The organism is Limnohabitans sp., from assembly GCF_046052765.1.
GTDB lineage: Bacteria > Pseudomonadota > Gammaproteobacteria > Burkholderiales > Burkholderiaceae_C > Limnohabitans.
In genome coordinates, this window is sequence record NZ_JAVLFQ010000063.1 from 1 (window position 1) to 19540 (window position 19540).

Consider the following 19540-nt stretch of genomic DNA (forward strand, 5'->3'; position numbering starts at 1 on the left):
ACGAGCTACGGTTCGTTCACGATTGACGCGGATGGTAACTACACCTACACGCTGGACAACGAAAAGGCTCAGGCGTTGACAGCCGACACCGTAGATACGTTCGTCGTTCAGGCTGCGGATTTAACAGAGCAGAGGGTTACCATCAAAGTGCACGGGGTCAACGACGATGCGCAGTTCGGCGGTGACCTAACTGGCAATGAAGTGACCGAGTCCAACAACGGTGAGTATGTTGGTGTTGCAAGCGGAGAAGTAACTGGCAAGTTGACAGTGACTGACGTGGACAGCGAAGATGCGTTCGTAGTGGTTGAAGCGGGATCCCCAGAGGGCTTCACAACTTACGGCTCCTTCACAATCGACGCTGAGGGTAACTACACCTACACGCTGAATAACGGCAATCGTGATATCCAGGCAATGCACAGTGGGGATTCAAAGACAGACTCTTTTGTAGTCACGTCGGCTGATGGAACAGAGCAGACGGTTACTATCACGATCAATGGAACCAATGACGCTCCTGTCATAGGCAACCAATCCTCACTCAGTGTTGTCCAGGGCCAGCGGGGCATACAGGCCGGGGACTCCATATTCACAGCAGAAGATATTGAGGGTGACAATGTAACTTTTAGCGTGACGAAGGTCACCCTTCATTCAAATGGTTCGTCTCAGACCATGGACGTCAGCAATGACTGGTTTGAAATCGACTCATCAAACACACTGAACTTGACAGAAAAGGGTTCTAGAGCTATCTCCTTACTGTCCGGTACCGAACTTGGGTCGGGGGACAGATCATTCACTGTTCACGTTCAAGCTGAGGATGGCAATGGTGGCATAGACGGTAAGGATATAACCGTGGGTGTCAAGATGGCTCAAGAGAGCAATGAAGCTGCTAGGCTGCCAGGCTATGTATCTGACTGGACTATCGCCTCAGAGGCTGGCAATGATGGATTCATCCTGACTAACATACATGACTCAAATGTTGTCGTGAAAATCGCATCCACCGTGACCTCGCTTTCCTTTGATGACATGGTTGTCGGTTTAAATGCAGCTGATCATGTGACGACTGGTTTGGACAAGATATCCATCTCCGCTCCTCAAACTGGCAGCAACTTCGACATCACAATTGCGCCGACCACTGACAGTACCTTGGTCACCCTGTCGGGCACTGGTAACAGCGTGATGAACCTCTTTGGTGCCACCGACACTAGCGTAGCGGATGCTCTCACCGCAAGAACTGATGGAATTCAGGTGTCAGACTCACTTGTCAAACCAGAGGACCTCTCACGCCTGATCACCAAGGACAGCAACGGTTTCTTGCACGTAAATTCCGCTAGTGGTACCGTGATACTGCACGACGTCGAGTACGTGCAGTTCAATGGCGGCAAGGTGTTAATTGTCGGTGCTGGTGGCTACGACAGCTTTGCAACCGCGGTGGCAAATGCTGGTATCAACGACATCATCTATGTCTCCGATGCTACAAGCATGGCAAGCGCTAAGGTAACTACCTCAGACCACATCAGCATCTACATTGCCGACACCGATGCCAGTAAGTCTGTCAATATCGCAGGTGGCGTTGTAAACGGAGTAGCAAATACTCTGAACGTGTCAATGTACGGTGCGCACTCGTTCAACCTCACGGGTTCTGCGGGCAACGATACTGTGCACGACTACACAACAGGCACCTCTGTCCTGATGGGAATGGATGGCAGTGACATGTTGGCTGTTCACAGCAACATTGGCCTGCACAATGTTCAGGGCGGGGCGGGTAATGACCAGTTGCTCGGCGGCACGAACTCAGTCCTCTCAGGTGGCGACGGTAACGACACACTGATCGCGTTTGGTGGTGCCGCCCAACTCTCCGGAGGTGCTGGCAACGACGTCTTATTGAACGCTTCCTGGGCTGCTGGAACATCTGCGCCAACTGGTACTGTTGTAATGACTGGCGGCAGTGGTGCCGACACATTTGCCCTGATCGGCACTGCTAACAACAGTGTGGCGGGGGTGATGAACTCGACAACCGTATCTGACCTAGGAACTGGCGACAAGATCGACCTGTCATTCCTCGAGAATAAAAACCTTCAGTCGGATCTCACATCTACTATCAATCATTCCATTGACAGTACTACCCTGCTGATGGCGGCAAAGGATGGCGTCTCTGCGACTATGGACGCTAAGGGTACAACCATAGCATTTGGTAACAATATAGTTGCTACCACCTCTGAGTCTGACCTGGGTGACGCGACCTCAAACGTCACGGCTGGATCGCTCCTTATCAGTAATGCAACGCTCACTAAGGCCTCAGCCGCGATCAACGGTGGTCACGATGCGCTGTCCCAGATAGACTTCAACACGACCTTCGGCCACCTGACCGACACCTACAACCACCACGGTTAATCGTCGGTAGTTATCCACTCAACCCGGTCTGCCAGACACGCTCTGGCGGCCGGGTTTTTTTACATGAGCAGAGCGGGTTAAGCATTTGTCAAATATGAACAAATCGTCAATAATGTTTTATTTATATCAAAATTGACTATTTGCGGTCGATATAAACATGGGGGCGCCGAAACTTCGGCGAAGCTGACTTATGTACATCAGATTTTTCATCATTGCCGCGCTTGCTTTGGCATTTATTTTGCCTGTGGCTCATTATGCTAAAGCATTAGATTTCAAGGACAGACCCGTATTTATCAGGCGTCTTGAGGAAAAGCTTGCCTTTTATTTTCCTAATATATTTGTCAATTCTGACAAGAAAAACCAAATCGACTACGGTCACAATATCGGCCACGACCCGGTTGCCATGCCAGAACCGCCAAAGGTAGCCGCCAAAATACAACAAAAGAAACCTAGCTTCAGCGCCGCGCCAGCCATTCTGACGCAGGACTGGACGATAGAGCCCAAGCATTCTTCGGCCGATCAAACCAGCCCTGCCCTAAGCAAAGAGCTAGCTTTTGCGCCAGTTCAGGTGGCTAAAGAAGAAGCATTCAGCACAGACCCGGTAGAAATAGCACAGACACTTGTACTTCTAGATCCAGCCGTCGAGCCGACTGCAAAGGGCAACTCTCAGGCCGACGACTTGTCACAGGCTACCAAACTGGAAGTTGCTAGCACCGAGCAGCAGTTAAGCCAAGCCTTCAAAGCACAAGAAGAACTGGTGACCCAGGAAATTGGACAGACCACGCTTGTTGCGAAATTACCTGAGACCCCCCAAGAAGCACAGCAACCCGAACTCATCGCCCTGCAGCCGCGCGAAGTGGCACGCGAAGAACAGCTGTCACAAAAAGAAATTGACGAGCGCAATCTCTTTTTGCTGAAAGACAGGCTTGAGGACAACTTGGCCGAAACGAAGTTGGTGATTCAATCGCCCGCAGAAACATCGTCTGTCAATCAGCAAGCCCACAGCGACAGCTTGGATGTGCAGCCTGCCAACTTGGCAGACAACAACGCAGACACCGTACCTAGCGTTCAACAACAACTGGCCGTTCAGCAGACCTTGGAGCAAGTCGACAGCTACGCCCGCCAACAGCGTGAACAACAGGCCGCCAGAGAGTTGCAAGAACTGCAAAACATTCAGGCGCTGCAAGCGCAGGTGCAGCAGCAGCAGGCGTTGGCAGAGACCAAGCGGTTGCAGCAGGAACAACAGCTGTGGGTAAAGGCCGCTGAGGACGCCAGTCGCATTCTGGCCGAGCAGCAGCAAATTATCGAAAAAGAATTGCTTCGCTTGACTGAGCTGAAGAGGGCTGAAGACGCGTTGGCTGAACAACGTGCAGCAGAGCAACAAGCCAATGAATTGCGAGTGCAACTGGCCGCAGCTGCCGAGCAAGAAAGAGTCGCTGCCATCGCCGCTCGCCGCGAGGAATTGCGCCAGTCACTGGCTCAGGCTGAAGTTGCATTCAAGGCTGATGCAGACACGGCCAAAAAGGCCCTGACCGCCAAGCAGCAAGCCCGTGCCGACATGATCGAAGCCGAGCGCGTTGCAATGGCTGACAAAATTGCACGCGAGCAACTTGATGCAGCCCAAGCATTGGCAGCCGAGCAACAAGCACTCGCTGCCAAAGCTGAAGCAGACAAGCAACAACAACTGGCCCTAGAGCAACAAGCCAAAGCTGAAGCAGACAAGCAACAACAACTGGCGCTAGAGCAACAGGCCAAGGCCGCACAAGCCGCAGAGGCTGAAAAACTGGCTGCACAAAAGGTTCAGGCCGAAAGAATGGCGCTCGAACAACAGGCCAAACAATTTGCGCTTGAACAGCAGGCCAAGGCTGAACGCATCGCCCAAGAACAAAGAGAGCAGGCCGAGCTCAAGGCCCGCGCACAACAGGCTTTGGCTGAGCAATTGGCCGCTGAGAGATTGGCGCAGCTGTCTGCCAAGGCCGAGCAAGAAAGGCTGAACGCCATTGCTGCTCGCACCGAGGAACTCAAGCAAGTAGATCAGGCTGAAGCCGCAGCCAAGGCAGAGGCTGTTAGCGCTGCCAAGGCATTGACCGCTAAGCAACAAGCCCGTGCAGACAAAGTAGAAGCCGAGCGCGTCGCAATGGCCGACAAACTGGCACGAGAGCAACAGGCCGCAGCACAGGCACTGGCCGCAGAACAAAATGCATTGGCAGCCAAGCAGGCCAAGGCTGAGGCAGACAAGCAGCAACAACTCGTCATCGAGCAACAAGCCAAGGCCGAGCAAGAAAGACTTGCCGCCATCGCCAAGACCGCTGAGGACAATCGCCAGGCACGCGCCCAGGTCGTGGCCGAGTTGTCCAAGCAAGTGGACGCAGCTGCACAGTTGCTGCAATCCAAACAACAGGCGCGCGCCAAGCAGGTGGAGGCTGAACGCGCTGCCGCTGCAGAACGAATCGCGCTTGAACAACAACAACTGGCAGAGCAGCAGGCCAAGGCCGATGCAGATGCCAACGCCAAGGCTGAGGCATTGACACGGCTGTTAATGGCGGAGCAACAGGCCAAGGCAGAGGCACTGGCCAAACAGGCGCTGGCAGAGCAGCAGGCCAAGGCGAAGGCTGAAGCACTGGCCCAACTGGTTTTGGCAGAGCAGCAGGCCAAGGCCAAGGCAGAGGCTCAAGCAGTGGCTGAGAAGGCACTGGCAGAGAAGAAGGCGGCAGAGGCTAAAAAAGAGGAAGCACTCAAACTGGCCAAGCAGGCCAGAGACGCCGAAGACCTCAAGCGCATGGCTGTACTGCAAAAGCAGGCCGAAGAGATCCGTGTCTCATTGGCTACCATCAAGCAACAACAAAGCGCTGATGCTGCTGCAGCCAAGTCCGCGGCCAAGATTGCGTCTGAGCAGGTCGCCTCGCAAAATCTGAGCGTTGGCGAGGCGAACTTCATCAAGGAAAACAAGTTATCCGAGCTGGTCGATTCGATGGGCACGGTCAGCCAGTCCAAGGACAAGCCAGTGCCCCTGGCCACGCCCGTCAAGCCGCCCGCATCCACAGCGTCCATGGAATCCGGTGTCGATATGAACTGGACCAGCATGCCCTTGGCTTCAGACTTGCCGCCCCAAATCGCCAAGCTGGGCGAGTCGTTCATCGACACGGTCTACAAGCAACTGCCCAGCTCTAAGAAGATTGCCAAGGCCATGCCGTTTGACGAGTTCAAGCTGCGCATCAAGGAGGCGATCGACACCAGCCCTGACATCGCCGTGGTCTCTAACCTGGCAGAGCAGTCCAAGTCCAGCAAATCGTTGGCGCTCTCAAGCCTGTTGCCGCAGGTCACTGGCAACTCTGACAGCGGCAAGCGCACCATCAAGAACCCGTGGCTGGGTACCAGCTACGAACAAGACGGCTCCAACTTCGGTATCTCTGTCAGCCAGTTGGTGTTCGACTTTGGCGCTGGCATCTTCGGCCTCAAGGCAGGCAAGGCGCGGGTCAAGGCCGCAGAGGAATTGCTGGTCTCTAAAAAATCTGAGCAGGCACTTAAATCTATCTATGCGTTCATTGAGCTCGAGCGTGCCCGTGACCAGTACAAGCTGGCCTCACAAAACGCACAGTCGCGCCTTGAGTTGATCAGGCTGGTCAAGGAACGTTTTGCCATCGGTGGCGGCACCAAGCCAGACGTGATTCGGGCGGAGTCTAGGTACGCCGAGGCCTTGTCAAGCGTTGCATTGGCCAGCTCCAAGGTCAGCGCGGCCGAGGCCAACTACCGCGAACTGTTCGCCAGCAACCCCACGGGCATGGTGGTCGGTCCCGACCATGAGTTTGTCATTGAGGGCTTGGAAAAGACCGCCGAGCAGTTGGCGGGTACCTACCCCGGCTTGCTGCAACTGGCGCGGTTGAAGGACGCCACCAGCGAAGAATCAAAGGCGGTCATTGCCAAGACGCTGCCAAGTTTCAGCTTGGTGTACTCGGGCACCTCACAGGGCCACTTCGTCTCCAACGTCACGCCCTCCGCCAGCCAGAGCCTGGTGTTGCAGTTGAGTGTGCCCATCTACAACGGCGGGGCGGACCAGGCCCGCAAGGACGACGCCCGTTTGAAGGCGCTGCAGTCCGAGTTGGAGTTTGACGCTGCCATGCGTTCGTTTGAGAAAACGCTGTTGCAAAGCCAGGCCGAGGTCAAGAGCAGTGACGAGATACTGACGTCTCGCTCGGTGTCTGTGCGCTCTGCCATCGCCTCCATGCGCGCGGTGCGTGAACAGTTCGCGTTTAACAAGGGCACCTTGCTCGACTTGATCTCTGTGCAAGACAGCCTGTACCAGTCCGGTAAGGACATGATCGACGCGCATTCAGACCGCAACATCGCGCGTTACCGCTTGGCTCACCTGACCTCTGAGTTGCACAAGGTTTTCCAACTGTCTGATTCGCCATTGATGGTGAAGGATTGACGATGAATCAAATGGCTGAACTAGGCAGGGCGGAAGAGTTTGCGCCCAAGGACCCGATAGAGACCTGTGTGCTGTGGTTGCTAGAGGGCCTGGACAAGCCCATGTCAGCGGCGGCGCTTCGCGCCAGTGTCGCTCGCCTGCCAGGGCCGTGGACCTTTGAAGAGGCGATAGAGGCACTGGAGAGCTTCGGCCTGCGTTGCCGTGAGCGCAGTGTCAGCCTCTCAGACTTGTTGAGCACCCACAAGTCCTCCATCTTCTTGTCTGAGGGTGCGGTGGTCGCCGCCATTCAGCCCAAGACCGAGGCGCACCCCGCCCAACTCTTTGTGCCGACCAGAAACCTCCGTCCCACACCCTTGTCGGTAGAGGCCTTGGCCATGATCTATGGCGGCATGGTGATTGAAATTGAGGCCGAACTCAAGATAGGTACCGAGGACGATAACCAAAAGGGCCGCTTCGGTCACTGGTTCTTCGGCCCGTTGCTGGCCTCTAAATTTGTTTACTTTCAGGTCATGATGGCGGCGTTGCTGACCAATATTTTTGCGTTGGCAACCTCTGGCTTTTCCATGATCGTTTACGACCGTGTCATGCCCAACGGCGCGATGGAAACTTTGGTAGCTTTGTTGGTCGGTGTGTTCATTATTTTCATCAGTGACTTTGTGATCCGAAGCCTGCGCAGTTACTTCTTGGACGTAGCAGGCGCACAAGCAGACATGGTGATTGCCGACACCTTGTTCGAACAAGTCATTGACATGGAGTTGGCGGCGCGTACCTCGCCCACGGGCTCGGTGGCCAACTCGTTGCGCGAGTTTGAATCGCTGCGCGACTTCTTGACATCGGCAACGCTCACGACATTGATTGACCTGCCCTTTGCGGTGCTGTTCCTGTTTGTCATTTGGACCATTGGCGGGCCCTTGGTGTATGTGCCCTTGGCAGCCATCCCTTTGATCATTGGTTCAACCTTGTTGATCCAGCCCAGCTTGCGTAAGTTGACCCAGAGCAACTACGAGGACGGCCAAACCAAAAATTCGGTCGCTATTGAAACACTGCAGGGTATTGAGACCATCAAGGCCATCGGTGCCGGCTCCATGATGCGCAAGCGCTGGCAGGATGTGATCTCGCACCAATCCGCCATCGGTTTGAAGACCCGTGTGCTGTCGCAGTTCTCCTCCAACATGTCCAACTTCGCCAACCAACTGGTGTGGGTGGGCACGGTGACGCTGGGCGTGTACTTGACACAGACGGGCGCCATCGGTTCGGGCGCGATTGTGGCGTGTTCTATGTTGTCGGGTAGATCGATTGCCCCATTGGCACAGCTTTCTCAGTTGCTCACTCGCATGAACACGGCGCTGGCGAGCTACAGAAATTTATCCGCGCTGATGAGTCAGCCGCGTGAACACAAGAACAAGGCCGCCTACTTGAACCGCCCCGTGTGGCAGGGCAGCATAGAGTTTCGCGACGTGAGTTTCAATTATCCTGGTCAGTCTCAGGGCGGCTTGCAAAATATTTCATTCAAGATCGAGGCTGGCGAGAAGGTAGCCATCGTCGGCAAGGTCGGCTCTGGCAAGACCACGCTGGCCAAGTTGCTGGTGGGCTTGTACAAGCCCAGCTCAGGCGCGATATTGGTCGACGGTATCGATATCCGACAGATCGACCCCGCCGACCTGCGTCGCAACATTGGTGTGGTGATGCAAGAGAGCTGGTTGTTCTCTGGCACCGTGAAGCAAAACATCGCCGTCGGTGGCAACAACCCGACGGATGAAGAGATATTGCAGGCAGCCATGATTTCGGGTGTACATGAGTTCATTTCCGAGCATCCCGACGGCTACGCCTACAAGCTGAAAGAAAAGGGCGAGGGACTGTCTGGCGGACAAAGACAGACCATCAATATTGCCCGTGCGTTGGTAGGCAGGCCACCGATTTTGTTGATGGACGAGCCCACCAGTGCCATGGACTTGGGACACGAATCCGAATTGATTGCCAAGCTGAAAAATCAACTGATCAACCAAACCATATTGATCATCACCCACCGCACCTCTATCCTGGAATTGGCCACCCGCGTGCTGGTCCTCGACCAAGGCAAAATAGTGGCGCAAGGACCTAAGAGCGACTTCATGCGCAACCAACCACCGCAACAGGCGGGCCAAGAGGCTGCTGCAGCCTATTAACCGCCTAGACAGATACCCATGAATAAGCCAAAGAAAATGAATTACAGCAAAGCCGGCTTCGGTAATTTGCGCATTGGCCGCCCCAGTGTGGTGTCGTTTTTATTGCTCAACGCGATATTGGTCACCATGGGTGTGCTGGTGGTTTGGTCAGCCTACTCCAAAGTCGATGAGGTGACGCATGCAGAGGGCCGCGTCATACCTTCATCCCACATGCAAGTCATCCAAAACATGGAAGGCGGTATCGTCAAGAGCATCAATGTCAAGCAAGGTGATGTGGTTGAAAGAGATGACGTGGTGTTGAGCATGGAGTCGGTGCAATTTTCAGCTGAGCTCGACAGCAAAAGACAGCAAGTGCTGTCTTTGATGGCCAAGGAAGCCAGACTGCGTGCCGAGGTGTATGACACCCCGTTGACCTTCACCAAAGAATTCAGTGGTATGGCAGCCCACTACGTCAGTACCGAAATGTCTGAATACGAATCACGCAAGCGTCGCTTGAATGCGGACTTGTCTTTGTTAGAAAGCCAGGTACAAAGCGGCCAGCAAGAGCTCGATATCGTTCGCAAATTGACCGAGCGCGGATTAGAACCACAAATTGAATTGGTCAGAACCCAAGCCCGGGTGGATGAAGCCAGAAACAAGATGGAGTCCATGCGGCGTCAGTTCAAGAGTGACTCTGCCACCGAGTTGTCTCGCGTCGTGCTCGAACTCAATCCCATGCGTCAAACATTGCCCGCATTTGCTGACAAGGTCAATCGCACACAAATCAAGGCGCCCATGAAGGGCGTGGTCAACCGCGTCATGATCAACACCATCGGCGGGGTGATCAAGCCTGGTGAACCGGTGATTGAGATCGTGCCCTATGACGACAATCTGGTGGTGGAGGCGCAAATACGGCCACAGGACATCGGCTTCATCCACATGGGGCAGTCAGCCAACGTGAAGTTCACCGCCTATGACTACTCCATCTTCGGTTCGCTCAAGGGTACGGTGACCAATATTTCCCCCGACGCGGTCTCCAAGGAAGAGCGAGGTCAGTTGAATTATTACTACGTGGCTCGCATCGAGACCAGCACCAAGGCGATCCAGTCATTAGAAAAAAATCTGCCCATCATTCCGGGTATGCAGGCGCAAGTCGATATCATCACTGGCAATAAAAGTGTCCTGAGCTATTTGCTCAAACCATTGATCGGTGTCAAAGAAAATGCATTCCGTGAGCGTTAACCGTTTGTTGCAGTGTCTGATGGCTAAAAGATGGCAAGCACTTACCTTGCTGCTTTTCTTAGGTATGCAAACCGCATACGCGCAAGATTCGATGATCTTCACCAAGGTCATTCGTTGCGAATCGCAAAACCCAGAGCGAACCAAGGGGCAGGACTGTTTCAATCCTCCCGCTGATCTGGGTCTGGGTGACATAGTGTTAGCCCAAGGAAAAATTGAACGCAAGTCTGAGGACGGATTCGGCGAGGCCGTCAAGAACTTGCCCGCCGGCACGATTGTGGTCCTCAACAGCATGGGCGGCGACTTGGTGGGCGGTCTTCGCCTCGGCCAATCAATACGTGCCAGAGACTTCAATACTTGGGTCATGGATGCGACGTCAGACAATCCTGCCATCAAGGACAAAAAAAATATGGGCAGGTGTTTTTCATCCTGTGCCTACACTTTTCTGGGTGGCGTACTGCGCAGGGTGGACAAAGCCGGTCAACTCGGTGTGCACCAATTCAGAAATACGGACGATAAGCTAGACGCCAACCAGGCCCAAAAAATATCAGCCATGTTGGCCCGTTATTTGGACACCATGGGAATCAACCGCCAGTTGCTCGATCAGGCATTGTTGACTGAGCCAGGTAAGATGACCTTGATCCCTGAGACACAAAGAATCGCATGGAATATCGAGCCCAGTTTGCCCAGCACGGTCACCTTGTCCAAGTGGAAACTAGAGGCCGCAGCAGGCGGCAAGCGACTGGCGTATACCTCGGTCAAACAAATCAACCGCAATGCGTTTCTGACTTTTGCGCTGACCTATGTGAATGGCAGCCTCAGGGGCTTGGTGATTGCCAAGCCGGATGCACGCGATGAGTTGGCCAGCGATTGGCTGAGCGCTTTCAACGACAAAGTGGAAGTGATGGTAGAGGTGAACTCCAAGCTGTTGGTGATGCAACCGCTGGGAAATTGGGAGTTGGCGGGTCAGGTCAACACGCCCGGTACACGCCAAATTTGGTACGCCGTCAAACCTGAATTGATCAAAGAACTGCTCAATGCACGCCAATTCAAGCTCAAACTTCAGTGGGCCATACCACCCATGGGCATGGACGCTGAAACTACGTTCAGTACCGATGGGTTGAAGGACAACTACGCAGCCCTTTGAATCTTATTTTTGAAATAAATTTTTCAAATGCGCGACCGCTTTTCCTGACATCTTTTTAAATTTGCTCACGACCGATGTGTCCAAATGCGTGTCAAGAATAAAGTCATAAAAATGGGTCTGGTGGTAAGCGTGGGTGTTCTGCGTGTGAGAGTGGTCATGCCCGAAGGTGTTGCGTCTGATGTGCAAGGCCTTTTTCAATAACTCCATCGCATGGGCAGCGTCGCCCTTCAAATGCTTGATGATGCCCAACTCATGGAAAGAGTGCGAGGTGTGGTGGTGGTCCTCGCCGTATTTATTGATTCGTATGTTCAGGGCTTTGTGGTGTAAGTCCTCTGCCTCTTGGTGCGAACCCAGCAATGACTTGATCACGCCCAGTCCATGGTAAGAATCTGCCGTGTGGTGATGGTCTGAACCCAAACTTGCGTGCCTGATCTCCATCGCCTTCTCATGGTGAGCATGCGCCTCGTCGTGCTTGCCCAGTGTCCTCATCAACTCACCCAAGCCATGGTGTGAATGCGCGGTGTGCGGATGACTGTCGCCATGAAAGTCACGCCTGATTTGCAGTGCTTGATGGTGGCAATCATGGGACTCATCCAGCTTGCCCCGACCCAAATGGATTTTCCCCAGCACGTGAAGGCTGTGTGCAATCAGCGGGTGGTCTTGTCGCAACTGCGCTTTTCGGATTTGAAGCGATTGTTCGGCCATGCGTTCTGCGTCATGGTGTTCGTCCAGGTCATGCAGCAAATGGGCCAACCCATTCAAAGAACTGGAGGTGTGAATATGGTGGTCACCAAATATCTTTCTTCGGATCACCAGCGACCTGCGCAAAAACTCATCGGCCGCTTTGAAGTCACCCAATTCATGCAGCAGGTGTGCATAGTGATTCAGTGCTTGCGCGGTCAATGGGTGGTCTTTACCCAAAATTTTCTCTCGCACATGCAGTGCACGGTCGTGCAACTCGCGGGCATCGCTGAATTGGCCCATTTCGTGGTGAGAGACAGCGAGGTTTAATTGTGAAGAGGAGGTATGCGGATGGTCTTTGCCGTAAATGGACTCGCGAATTTGCAGCACCTGCTTGTTGATCTTCAAGGCCTCTTTGTAGTTGCCCTTGTCGTGGACCAGTGAGGCCAGGTTGTGCAAACTGTAAGCGGTCTGAGGGTGAAATTCACCGAAATTGTTGATCCTTATCTCCAAAGACTTATCAAGCATCTCTTGTGCTTGGGCGTAGTCGCCAATGTCATGCAGCACAGCGCCGAGTCCATGCAATGAATTGGCGATATGCGGATGTTCTGTGTCCAGTTGGTTGCTACGGATGGACATTGATTTCAAATGCATGTCCTGCGATGAATTTAAATCGGCAGTCTCGTGCAGCAAGCCAGCGTAGCCATAGTAGGTATTGGCCGCGTTCAGCAATAAAGGTGAAAACGCGTTCTCATAAATAGAGATGGACTCATTGAACAACTTGTCAGCATTTTCATAGTTACCCAACGACTTCTCCAGCGTCGCGTAATTGCTGATGGTGATAGCGGTATGCCGATTGTCAAAACCAAAAAAACCTTCCTTGATCTTGAGGGACTTTTCGTAATAAGACTTCGCCTCTTGAAATTGCCCTTGTATGGTGAGCAAGTTGGCCAGGTTGTTCAAGGTGACTGCGGTTTGCGGATGCTCTTCACCCAGTCTTTCATACTGAAATTTCAACGCGTTCCTGTAAAGAATCTCTGCTTCATTGAACAAACCCAATTCGGTCTGGCAATTGGCTTGGCATTGCAGTAACAAGGCAACCGGTGGTTGGTTGTTGCCGAATGATTTTTCTGTGATGGTTCTTGCTTCAGAGAAATAGGCCAGCGCTTCCTTGTATTTGCACATATCAAAATGCAGGTGGCCCAAGTGTGTCAGAGTGACAGCAACCTCAGGATGTTTTTTACCAAAGGTGTCTTGGTTAATCGTCAACGCTTGTTGCAGCAATTCATTCGCTTCCGTGGTGTTTCCAGTGGCGGCGTGGTAGTTGGCCAGGCCGTGAAGGCTCTTGCAAATGGCATGGTGTGAGTCGCCGTAAGCGTTGACTTTGATGGTGATGGCTTTGTTGAGCAACTCAAAGGCTTGATCAAATTGGCTGGTATCCAATTTCAATTGCGCCAGACCTTGCAGGCATTGGGCATAGAACTGGTTAACTTCTAGGTTGCCTTGTTTTTTATAAATATGGATAGCCTTGAGGTAGAGCTCTTCAGATTCGCTGAAGTTTCCGTTGTTATGAAGTAACCTGGCCAGATTCAGGGCGAATGAGGGATATTCTTTTTCCTGACTCTGCTTGTTGCTTTCTCCGATGTGATTGGCTTGCCTGAATAATTTTTCAGCCAGTTTCAAGTCCCCTTTGACTTCAGCCAGTACCGCCAAGTTGTTCAAGGAGATGGCGGTTTCGTAATGCTGTTCCCCGAAGGTGACAATCTTCATTGCCAGTGCCTCATTGCCGGCTTTCTCGGCTGCAGCGTAGTTACCTTTGTCTTTGTACACCAGACTGAGGTTGTTCAATATGGTGGCGGTTTGCGCACCCTTGCCATCAAAGTGTGTCTGACAGAATTTCAACGCTCGCTCAAGATACTCGATGGATTTTTCAAAATCTGCGTCTTCTTTGCATACCAAGCCGAAATAATTCAACACGGTGAATATTTCAACCGCAAAGGTGGAAGAGGATTTCTCGGCCAGTTCAAGAAAATAATGGTAAGTGGTGATGGCCGCCTCTTGCTCACCTTGCAAGCGGTAGGCTGAGCCCAGTACATACAAGACTTGAATGATGTGCGGCTTGTACTTGGACTCTTCGTCTTCCATTTGCTCAAGCAATAGCTTGCTGCCGTTGATAGTGGAAGCGTAATTTTTTTCATTCAACAGTTGTTGGATGAAATCTATAAATGGTTCAACGCCATTGTCAGATTGCTGCCACTCCTTGGTCAGTACCAGCAGATGCGGTAAATCATTTTCTATTTCAGTCTTCAATAAGGATGTGGCACGTTCATGGCGTGATGACCATAGCAACTCGGCATAGGCTTGTATCAAATTCAAGTCAACGCTGTAATCGCGCGAGTCATCCGGGTTGCATAGCCATGTTTGCAGGTCTTTGTTTAAGCTGTAAACACCCTCTGTGACTTCACACACTGGTGCTATGGCTTGTAATGCAGATGCTTTCACCTCGGCGTGCGACCCCATTTGTTTGAACAGGGTTTCAAGCTGTAAAAGATTCTTGCCAGAGTCGGATATTGCCAAAATACTCAGAAGCGGCCGTATGTCTGATTTATACATACTTAAATCGGTAAAAGTTTTTTTAAACTCGTCTAAAGTATTCATTTTGATAGCGCTTCAAATAAAAACATCCTAAGATGCGTGAACATGGAAGTCTTGCAAAACCTTGCCTGCATGAGCGTCCTCATACACTATTATTGACTATGAGCATTAAACAACTGAACGCGACCTACGATGCCTTAGAGGACAGGGTATTGTTTCGTTTAACGACCCAAGATGACAACGAATACAGGCTGTGGTTAACGCGCGCCGTCGTGCGACATATTTTGATCTTGACCACCCATGCCACGGTGTCTGAGTTGAAAAAAATCCATCCCTTGCAGCACGTGGATGCGATTGCTGAATTCAATCAACAAGTCAAACAAGAAAATACAAAATTCACAGACTTCGAACCAGCGCACCAACACCCCTTGGGCGAGGAACCGGTGTTAGTGCAAAAAGCATTGATCAAAGCCTCAGAGAAAGCCTATGTGCTGGAACTGCAAATGAAGGGCAACCAGACCATGAAAATACCGTTGAATGAGGCATTGAACGGACAGTTGCAAGTCGTGTTGAAAACGATTTCAGAGCGTGCAAACTGGAATATTCAACCGGTGGGCGACACTGAACAACAGGTGGAAAAAGAAGCGCCCAGCAGTCCGAGCACAGACACGAATCATCCCAAACTACTGCATTGACAGTGTCATGGATGTGACCCGGTCGTGCACCAGGCCATCCACGCAAAGACTCCGTTCAAACCTCGGGTGAGCCAAGCGGTGAAACGCTGGTTCAGCGCTTGTTCAATGGCGGCACATCGCGTTTGGATGCGCCGGTGAACAGTTGACGAGGTCTGCCGATTTTGTATTCAGGGTCGCTGATCATTTCATTCAATTGAGCGATCCAACCCACGGTGCGAGCCAGCGCAAAAATACCAGTGAATAAATTGACTGGAATACCGATGGCGCGTTGCACGATGCCGGAGTAGAAATCGACGTTAGGGTAGAGCTTGCGTGACACAAAGTAATCGTCTTCAAGCGCAATTTTTTCTAGCGCCTTGGCCAGTTTGAACAGCGGGTCGTTTTCCAATCCCAATTCTTTGAGCACTTCGTCACAAGTTTCTTGCATCAGTTTGGCGCGAGGATCGTAATTTTTATAAACGCGGTGTCCAAAGCCCATCAGCTTGACGTTGGAGTTTTTGTCTTTGACCTGCTCCATGAACTCACCAACTTTGGCAATACCGCCATTGGCTTGGATATGTTCAAGCATGTTCAAGCAGGCCTCATTGGCACCGCCATGCGCGGGCCCCCAAAGGCAAGCCACACCTGCAGCAATCGCTGCAAAAGGATTGGTACCTGACGAGCCGCACAAACGCACGGTAGAGGTGGAGGCGTTTTGTTCATGGTCTGCATGCAGCGTGAAGATGCGGTCCATGGCGCGTTCGAGCACTGGATTGACCACGTACGCTTCGCAAGGTGTACCGAACATCATGCGCAAAAAATTGCCCGCGTAAGACAGGTTGTTTTGCGGATAAAGAAAGGGTTGTCCGATGCCGTATTTGTAAGCCATGGCAACCAAGGTCGGCATTTTGGCGATCAGACGGATAGCTGCAATTTCGCGGTGCTCTGCGTTGTTGATGTCGGTGCTGTCATGGTAGAAAGCCGACAAAGCGCCGACCAAACCTGTGAGTACAGCCATGGGGTGCGCGTCGCGGCGAAAACCGCGCAAAAAGAATTGCAATTGCTCGTGCACCATGGTGTGGTGCGTCACCGTTTGGGTGAACTCATGCTTGCGTTGTGCGTTGGGCAGTTCACCGTACAACAGCAAATGACAGGTTTCTAAATAGTCACAGTGGGTGGCCAGTTGTTCGATAGGGTAGCCGCGGTAGAGCAATTCGCCTTTGTCGCCATCAATGAATGTGATGGCCGATTGGCAAGAGGCAGTCGATAAAAAACCAGGGTCGTAGGTGAACATGCCGGTTTGGCCGTAGAGCTTGCGGATGTCGATGACGTCGGGCCCGATGGTGCCGCTGTACACCGGCATTTCAAAGCTGGGTTGGCCATTGGTGAATGAAAGAGTGGCCTTGTAGTCAGCGAGTTTCATGGTCAATTCCTGTGTCAATCAATTTAAAAAATTAAACTTTCATTAGATGCAAAACGGACTGCACCCGGGGATCTTTCGTGACGGTTTGCGTATGCGGTCTACCCAGCAACACATCCAGCAAATCGTTGTCAGCCAATTCCATCAAGCTGTACATGCCGCGAGCCTGACCCACGGTAAGCGCATCGGCATGATGATTGAAAAAACGCTCAATGAACAAATCGTTTTCCAACAACCCACGTCGGCAACGCCAGCGTAGTTTGCTGAGTCCTGCTGACGTCAATCTGTCGTCGTCAGCCAGTCCATGGAGTTGTTCATCTTCCATTTACACCGCACGGCTGATCATCAACTCTTTGATCTTTCCGATGGCCTTGGTCGGATTCAATCCTTTGGGGCAGACGTCAACGCAATTCATGATGGTGTGGCAACGGAACAAACGGTAAGGGTCTTCCAAGTTGTCAAGTCGCTCGCTGGTGGCATGGTCGCGGCTGTCTGCGATGAAGCGATAGGCTTGCAATAAACCTGCGGGGCCGACAAATTTGTCCGGGTTCCACCAGAAAGAAGGACAACTGGTGGAGCAGCTGGCGCACAAAATACATTCGTACAAACCGTCGAGTTCTTCACGCTCGGCAGGTGACTGTAGACGCTCTTTTTCCGGCGGCAGTGTGTCGTTGACCAGATACGGTTTGATCGAGTTGTATTGGTTGAAAAACTGCGTCATGTCAACAATCAAATCGCGGATGACTGGCAGTCCGGGCAGCGGTTTCAAAGTGATAACGCCAGGCAATGTCAACATATTGGTGAGACATGCCAAGCCGTTTTTGCCGTTGATGTTCATGGCGTCAGACCCGCATACACCTTCGCGGCAAGAGCGGCGGAAAGACAGTGTGGGGTCTTGTGCCTTGAGCTTCATCAAAGCGTCTAACAACATGCGCTCATGGCCGTCGAGCTCTACCTCGATGGTTTGCATGTAAGGCTTGGCGTCTTTTTCAGGGTCGTAGCGGTAAATCTTGAAGGTACGTTTCATCAGAAGGTTCTCACTTTGGGAGGGATGCTTTCCGTGGTCAGCGGTTGGAGCTTCACGGGCTTGTAGGTCATGCTGTTGCTGTGGCTGTGCCACAGGCTGTGCTTGAGCCATTGTTCGTCGTTGCGGCCATTGGGATGTTCGGGCGTGTCTGCGTAGTCATCCACCGTGTGAGCGCCACGGCTTTCACGGCGTGCCGCTGCTGACACCATGGTGGCCTGTGCGCACTCGATCAAATTTTCAACTTCCAGCGCTTCAACACGCGCCGTATTGAAAATTTTGCTCTTGTCTTTCAAGCCGATGGCGTTGACACGTTCACGCAAAGCGGCGATTTGAGTCACGCCTTCGTCTAAGCTGGCTTGGGTGCGGAACACGCCTGCGTGTTTTTGCATGCTGGCGCGTAAATCATTGGCCACGTCTTGTGCGTATTCACCACTGGTGCTGCTGTCTAAACGAGCCAAACGAGCCAGCGTGCGATCTGCTGCATCCGCAGGCAAGGGCTTGTGCAATTTGTTTTTCTGATGGAAATCGACGATGTGGTTTCCGGCTGCTTTACCAAAGACCAACAAGTCCAGCAACGAGTTGGTGCCTAAGCGATTGGCGCCATGTACGCTGACACATGAACATTCACCGACCGCATACAAGCCGTTGACCACGGCGTTGTGGTCGTTGTGAGTTTGTGTGACGACCTGGCCATGGATATTGGTCGGTATGCCACCCATCTGGTAGTGGATAGTGGGCACCACGGGGATGGGTTCGCGCGTGATGTCTACGTTGGCGAAGTTATGCCCGATCTCGTAGACCGAGGGCAGTCGCTTCATGATGGTTTCAGCGCCCAAGTGATCAAGTTTCAGGTGCACGTAGTCTTTGTTAGGACCACAGCCACGGCCTTCCTTGATTTCTTGGTCCATGCAGCGCGATACAAAATCGCGTGGCGCCAAGTCTTTGAGCGTAGGTGCGTAGCGTTCCATGAATCGCTCGCCCAAACTGTTGAGCAATATGGCGCCCTCGCCTCGGCAACCTTCAGTCAACAGCACACCGGCACCGGCCACGCCAGTCGGGTGAAATTGCCAAAACTCCATGTCTTCCAGCGGAATACCTGCGCGTGCGGCCATGCCCAAACCGTCGCCAGTATTGATGAACGCATTGGTGGAAGCCGCAAAAATTCGACCTGCGCCGCCGGTGGCGAGCAATACCGTTTTGGCTTCCAGAATATGCAAGTCACCGGTTTCCATCTCTAACGCAGTCACGCCGATAACGTCGCCGTCGGCGTCGCGGATCAAGTCTTGCGCCATCCATTCCACAAAGAAATTGGTGTTGGCTTGCACATTTTGTTGGTAGAGGGTGTGCAACATGGCGTGACCGGTGCGGTCTGCCGCCGCACAGGCGCGTTGCACAGACTTTTCACCATAGTTGGATGTGTGGCCACCGAAGGGGCGCTGGTAAATGGTGCCGTCAGGGTTGCGGTCGAACGGCATGCCCATGTGCTCCAACTCGTACACCACTTTAGGTGCTTCACGGCACATGTATTCGATCGCGTCTTGGTCACCCAGCCAGTCTGAACCTTTGACGGTATCGTAAAAATGGTAGTGCCAGTTGTCCTCAGACATATTGCCCAGCGATGCGCCAATGCCACCTTGCGCGGCAACCGTGTGCGAACGGGTGGGAAAAACCTTGGACAGCACCGCCACATTCAAACCTGCACGTGAGAGTTGCAGCGAGGCACGCATGCCTGAGCCACCTGCACCAACGATCACTACATCAAAGCGGCGGCGGGGAAGAGAAGAGCGTGTCATCTG

The 19540-nt window shown here is 52.7% G+C and carries 11 protein-coding genes; 6 read left to right on the forward strand and 5 right to left on the reverse strand.

The features are described from left to right. From AC9UG7_RS08605 to AC9UG7_RS08625, 5 genes are all read left to right on the forward strand, one after another. Positions 1-2388: VCBS domain-containing protein (locus tag AC9UG7_RS08605; RefSeq protein ID WP_509586589.1), on the forward strand; the 2388-nt coding region annotated here is incomplete at its 5' end. Between the two features lie 190 nt (positions 2389-2578). After that, positions 2579-6817 (forward strand): hypothetical protein, encoded by a 4239-nt coding sequence (locus AC9UG7_RS08610; RefSeq protein WP_509586591.1) that lies wholly within the window; start codon positions 2579-2581, stop codon positions 6815-6817. A gap of 2 nt (positions 6818-6819) precedes the next feature. Then, positions 6820-8982: a type I secretion system permease/ATPase gene (locus AC9UG7_RS08615; RefSeq protein WP_509586593.1), complete on the forward strand. Its 2163-nt coding sequence runs from the start codon at positions 6820-6822 to the stop codon at positions 8980-8982. Between the two features lie 18 nt (positions 8983-9000). Further along, positions 9001-10203 (forward strand): HlyD family type I secretion periplasmic adaptor subunit, encoded by a 1203-nt coding sequence (locus AC9UG7_RS08620; RefSeq protein WP_509586595.1) that lies wholly within the window; start codon positions 9001-9003, stop codon positions 10201-10203. Between the two features lie 19 nt (positions 10204-10222). Next, complete coding sequence (locus tag AC9UG7_RS08625) at positions 10223-11347, forward strand: COG3904 family protein (protein WP_509586597.1); 1125 nt, start codon at positions 10223-10225, stop codon at positions 11345-11347. Between the two features lie 3 nt (positions 11348-11350). Here the strand turns inward: AC9UG7_RS08625 and AC9UG7_RS08630 are convergent, their stop codons facing one another. Continuing rightward, positions 11351-14686 carry a tetratricopeptide repeat protein gene (locus tag AC9UG7_RS08630; protein WP_509586599.1) on the reverse strand — a complete coding sequence of 1112 codons (3336 nt, stop codon included), beginning with the start codon at positions 14684-14686 and terminating at the stop codon, positions 11351-11353. A 98-nt stretch (positions 14687-14784) separates the two neighbouring features. Here AC9UG7_RS08630 and AC9UG7_RS08635 point away from each other — a divergent pair, with 98 nt between their 5' ends. Next, positions 14785-15318, forward strand: a complete 534-nt coding sequence (locus tag AC9UG7_RS08635) for a hypothetical protein (protein ID WP_509586601.1) — start codon at positions 14785-14787, stop codon at positions 15316-15318. Between the two features lie 91 nt (positions 15319-15409). Here AC9UG7_RS08635 and gltA read toward each other — a convergent pair whose 3' ends face one another. From gltA to sdhA, 4 genes are read right to left on the reverse strand one after another with little or no spacing between them, the layout of a single operon-like run. Then, positions 15410-16720, reverse strand: a complete 1311-nt coding sequence (gltA, locus tag AC9UG7_RS08640; RefSeq protein ID WP_509586603.1) for a citrate synthase — start codon at positions 16718-16720, stop codon at positions 15410-15412. 31 nt (positions 16721-16751) lie between these two features. Continuing rightward, positions 16752-17042: an FAD assembly factor SdhE gene (locus AC9UG7_RS08645; RefSeq protein WP_509586605.1), complete on the reverse strand. Its 291-nt coding sequence runs from the start codon at positions 17040-17042 to the stop codon at positions 16752-16754. After that, the gene (locus AC9UG7_RS08650; RefSeq protein WP_509586607.1) at positions 17043-17744 is read right to left on the reverse strand and encodes a succinate dehydrogenase iron-sulfur subunit; all 702 of its coding nucleotides are present in this window, start codon (positions 17742-17744) and stop codon (positions 17043-17045) included. It abuts the gene before it with no gap. Then, a complete protein-coding gene (gene sdhA / locus AC9UG7_RS08655; protein ID WP_509586609.1) occupies positions 17744-19537 on the reverse strand; it encodes a succinate dehydrogenase flavoprotein subunit in 1794 nt (597 codons plus the stop codon). Before sdhA ends, AC9UG7_RS08650 begins: the two co-directional genes overlap by 1 nt. Positions 19538-19540 lie beyond the last annotated feature (3 nt).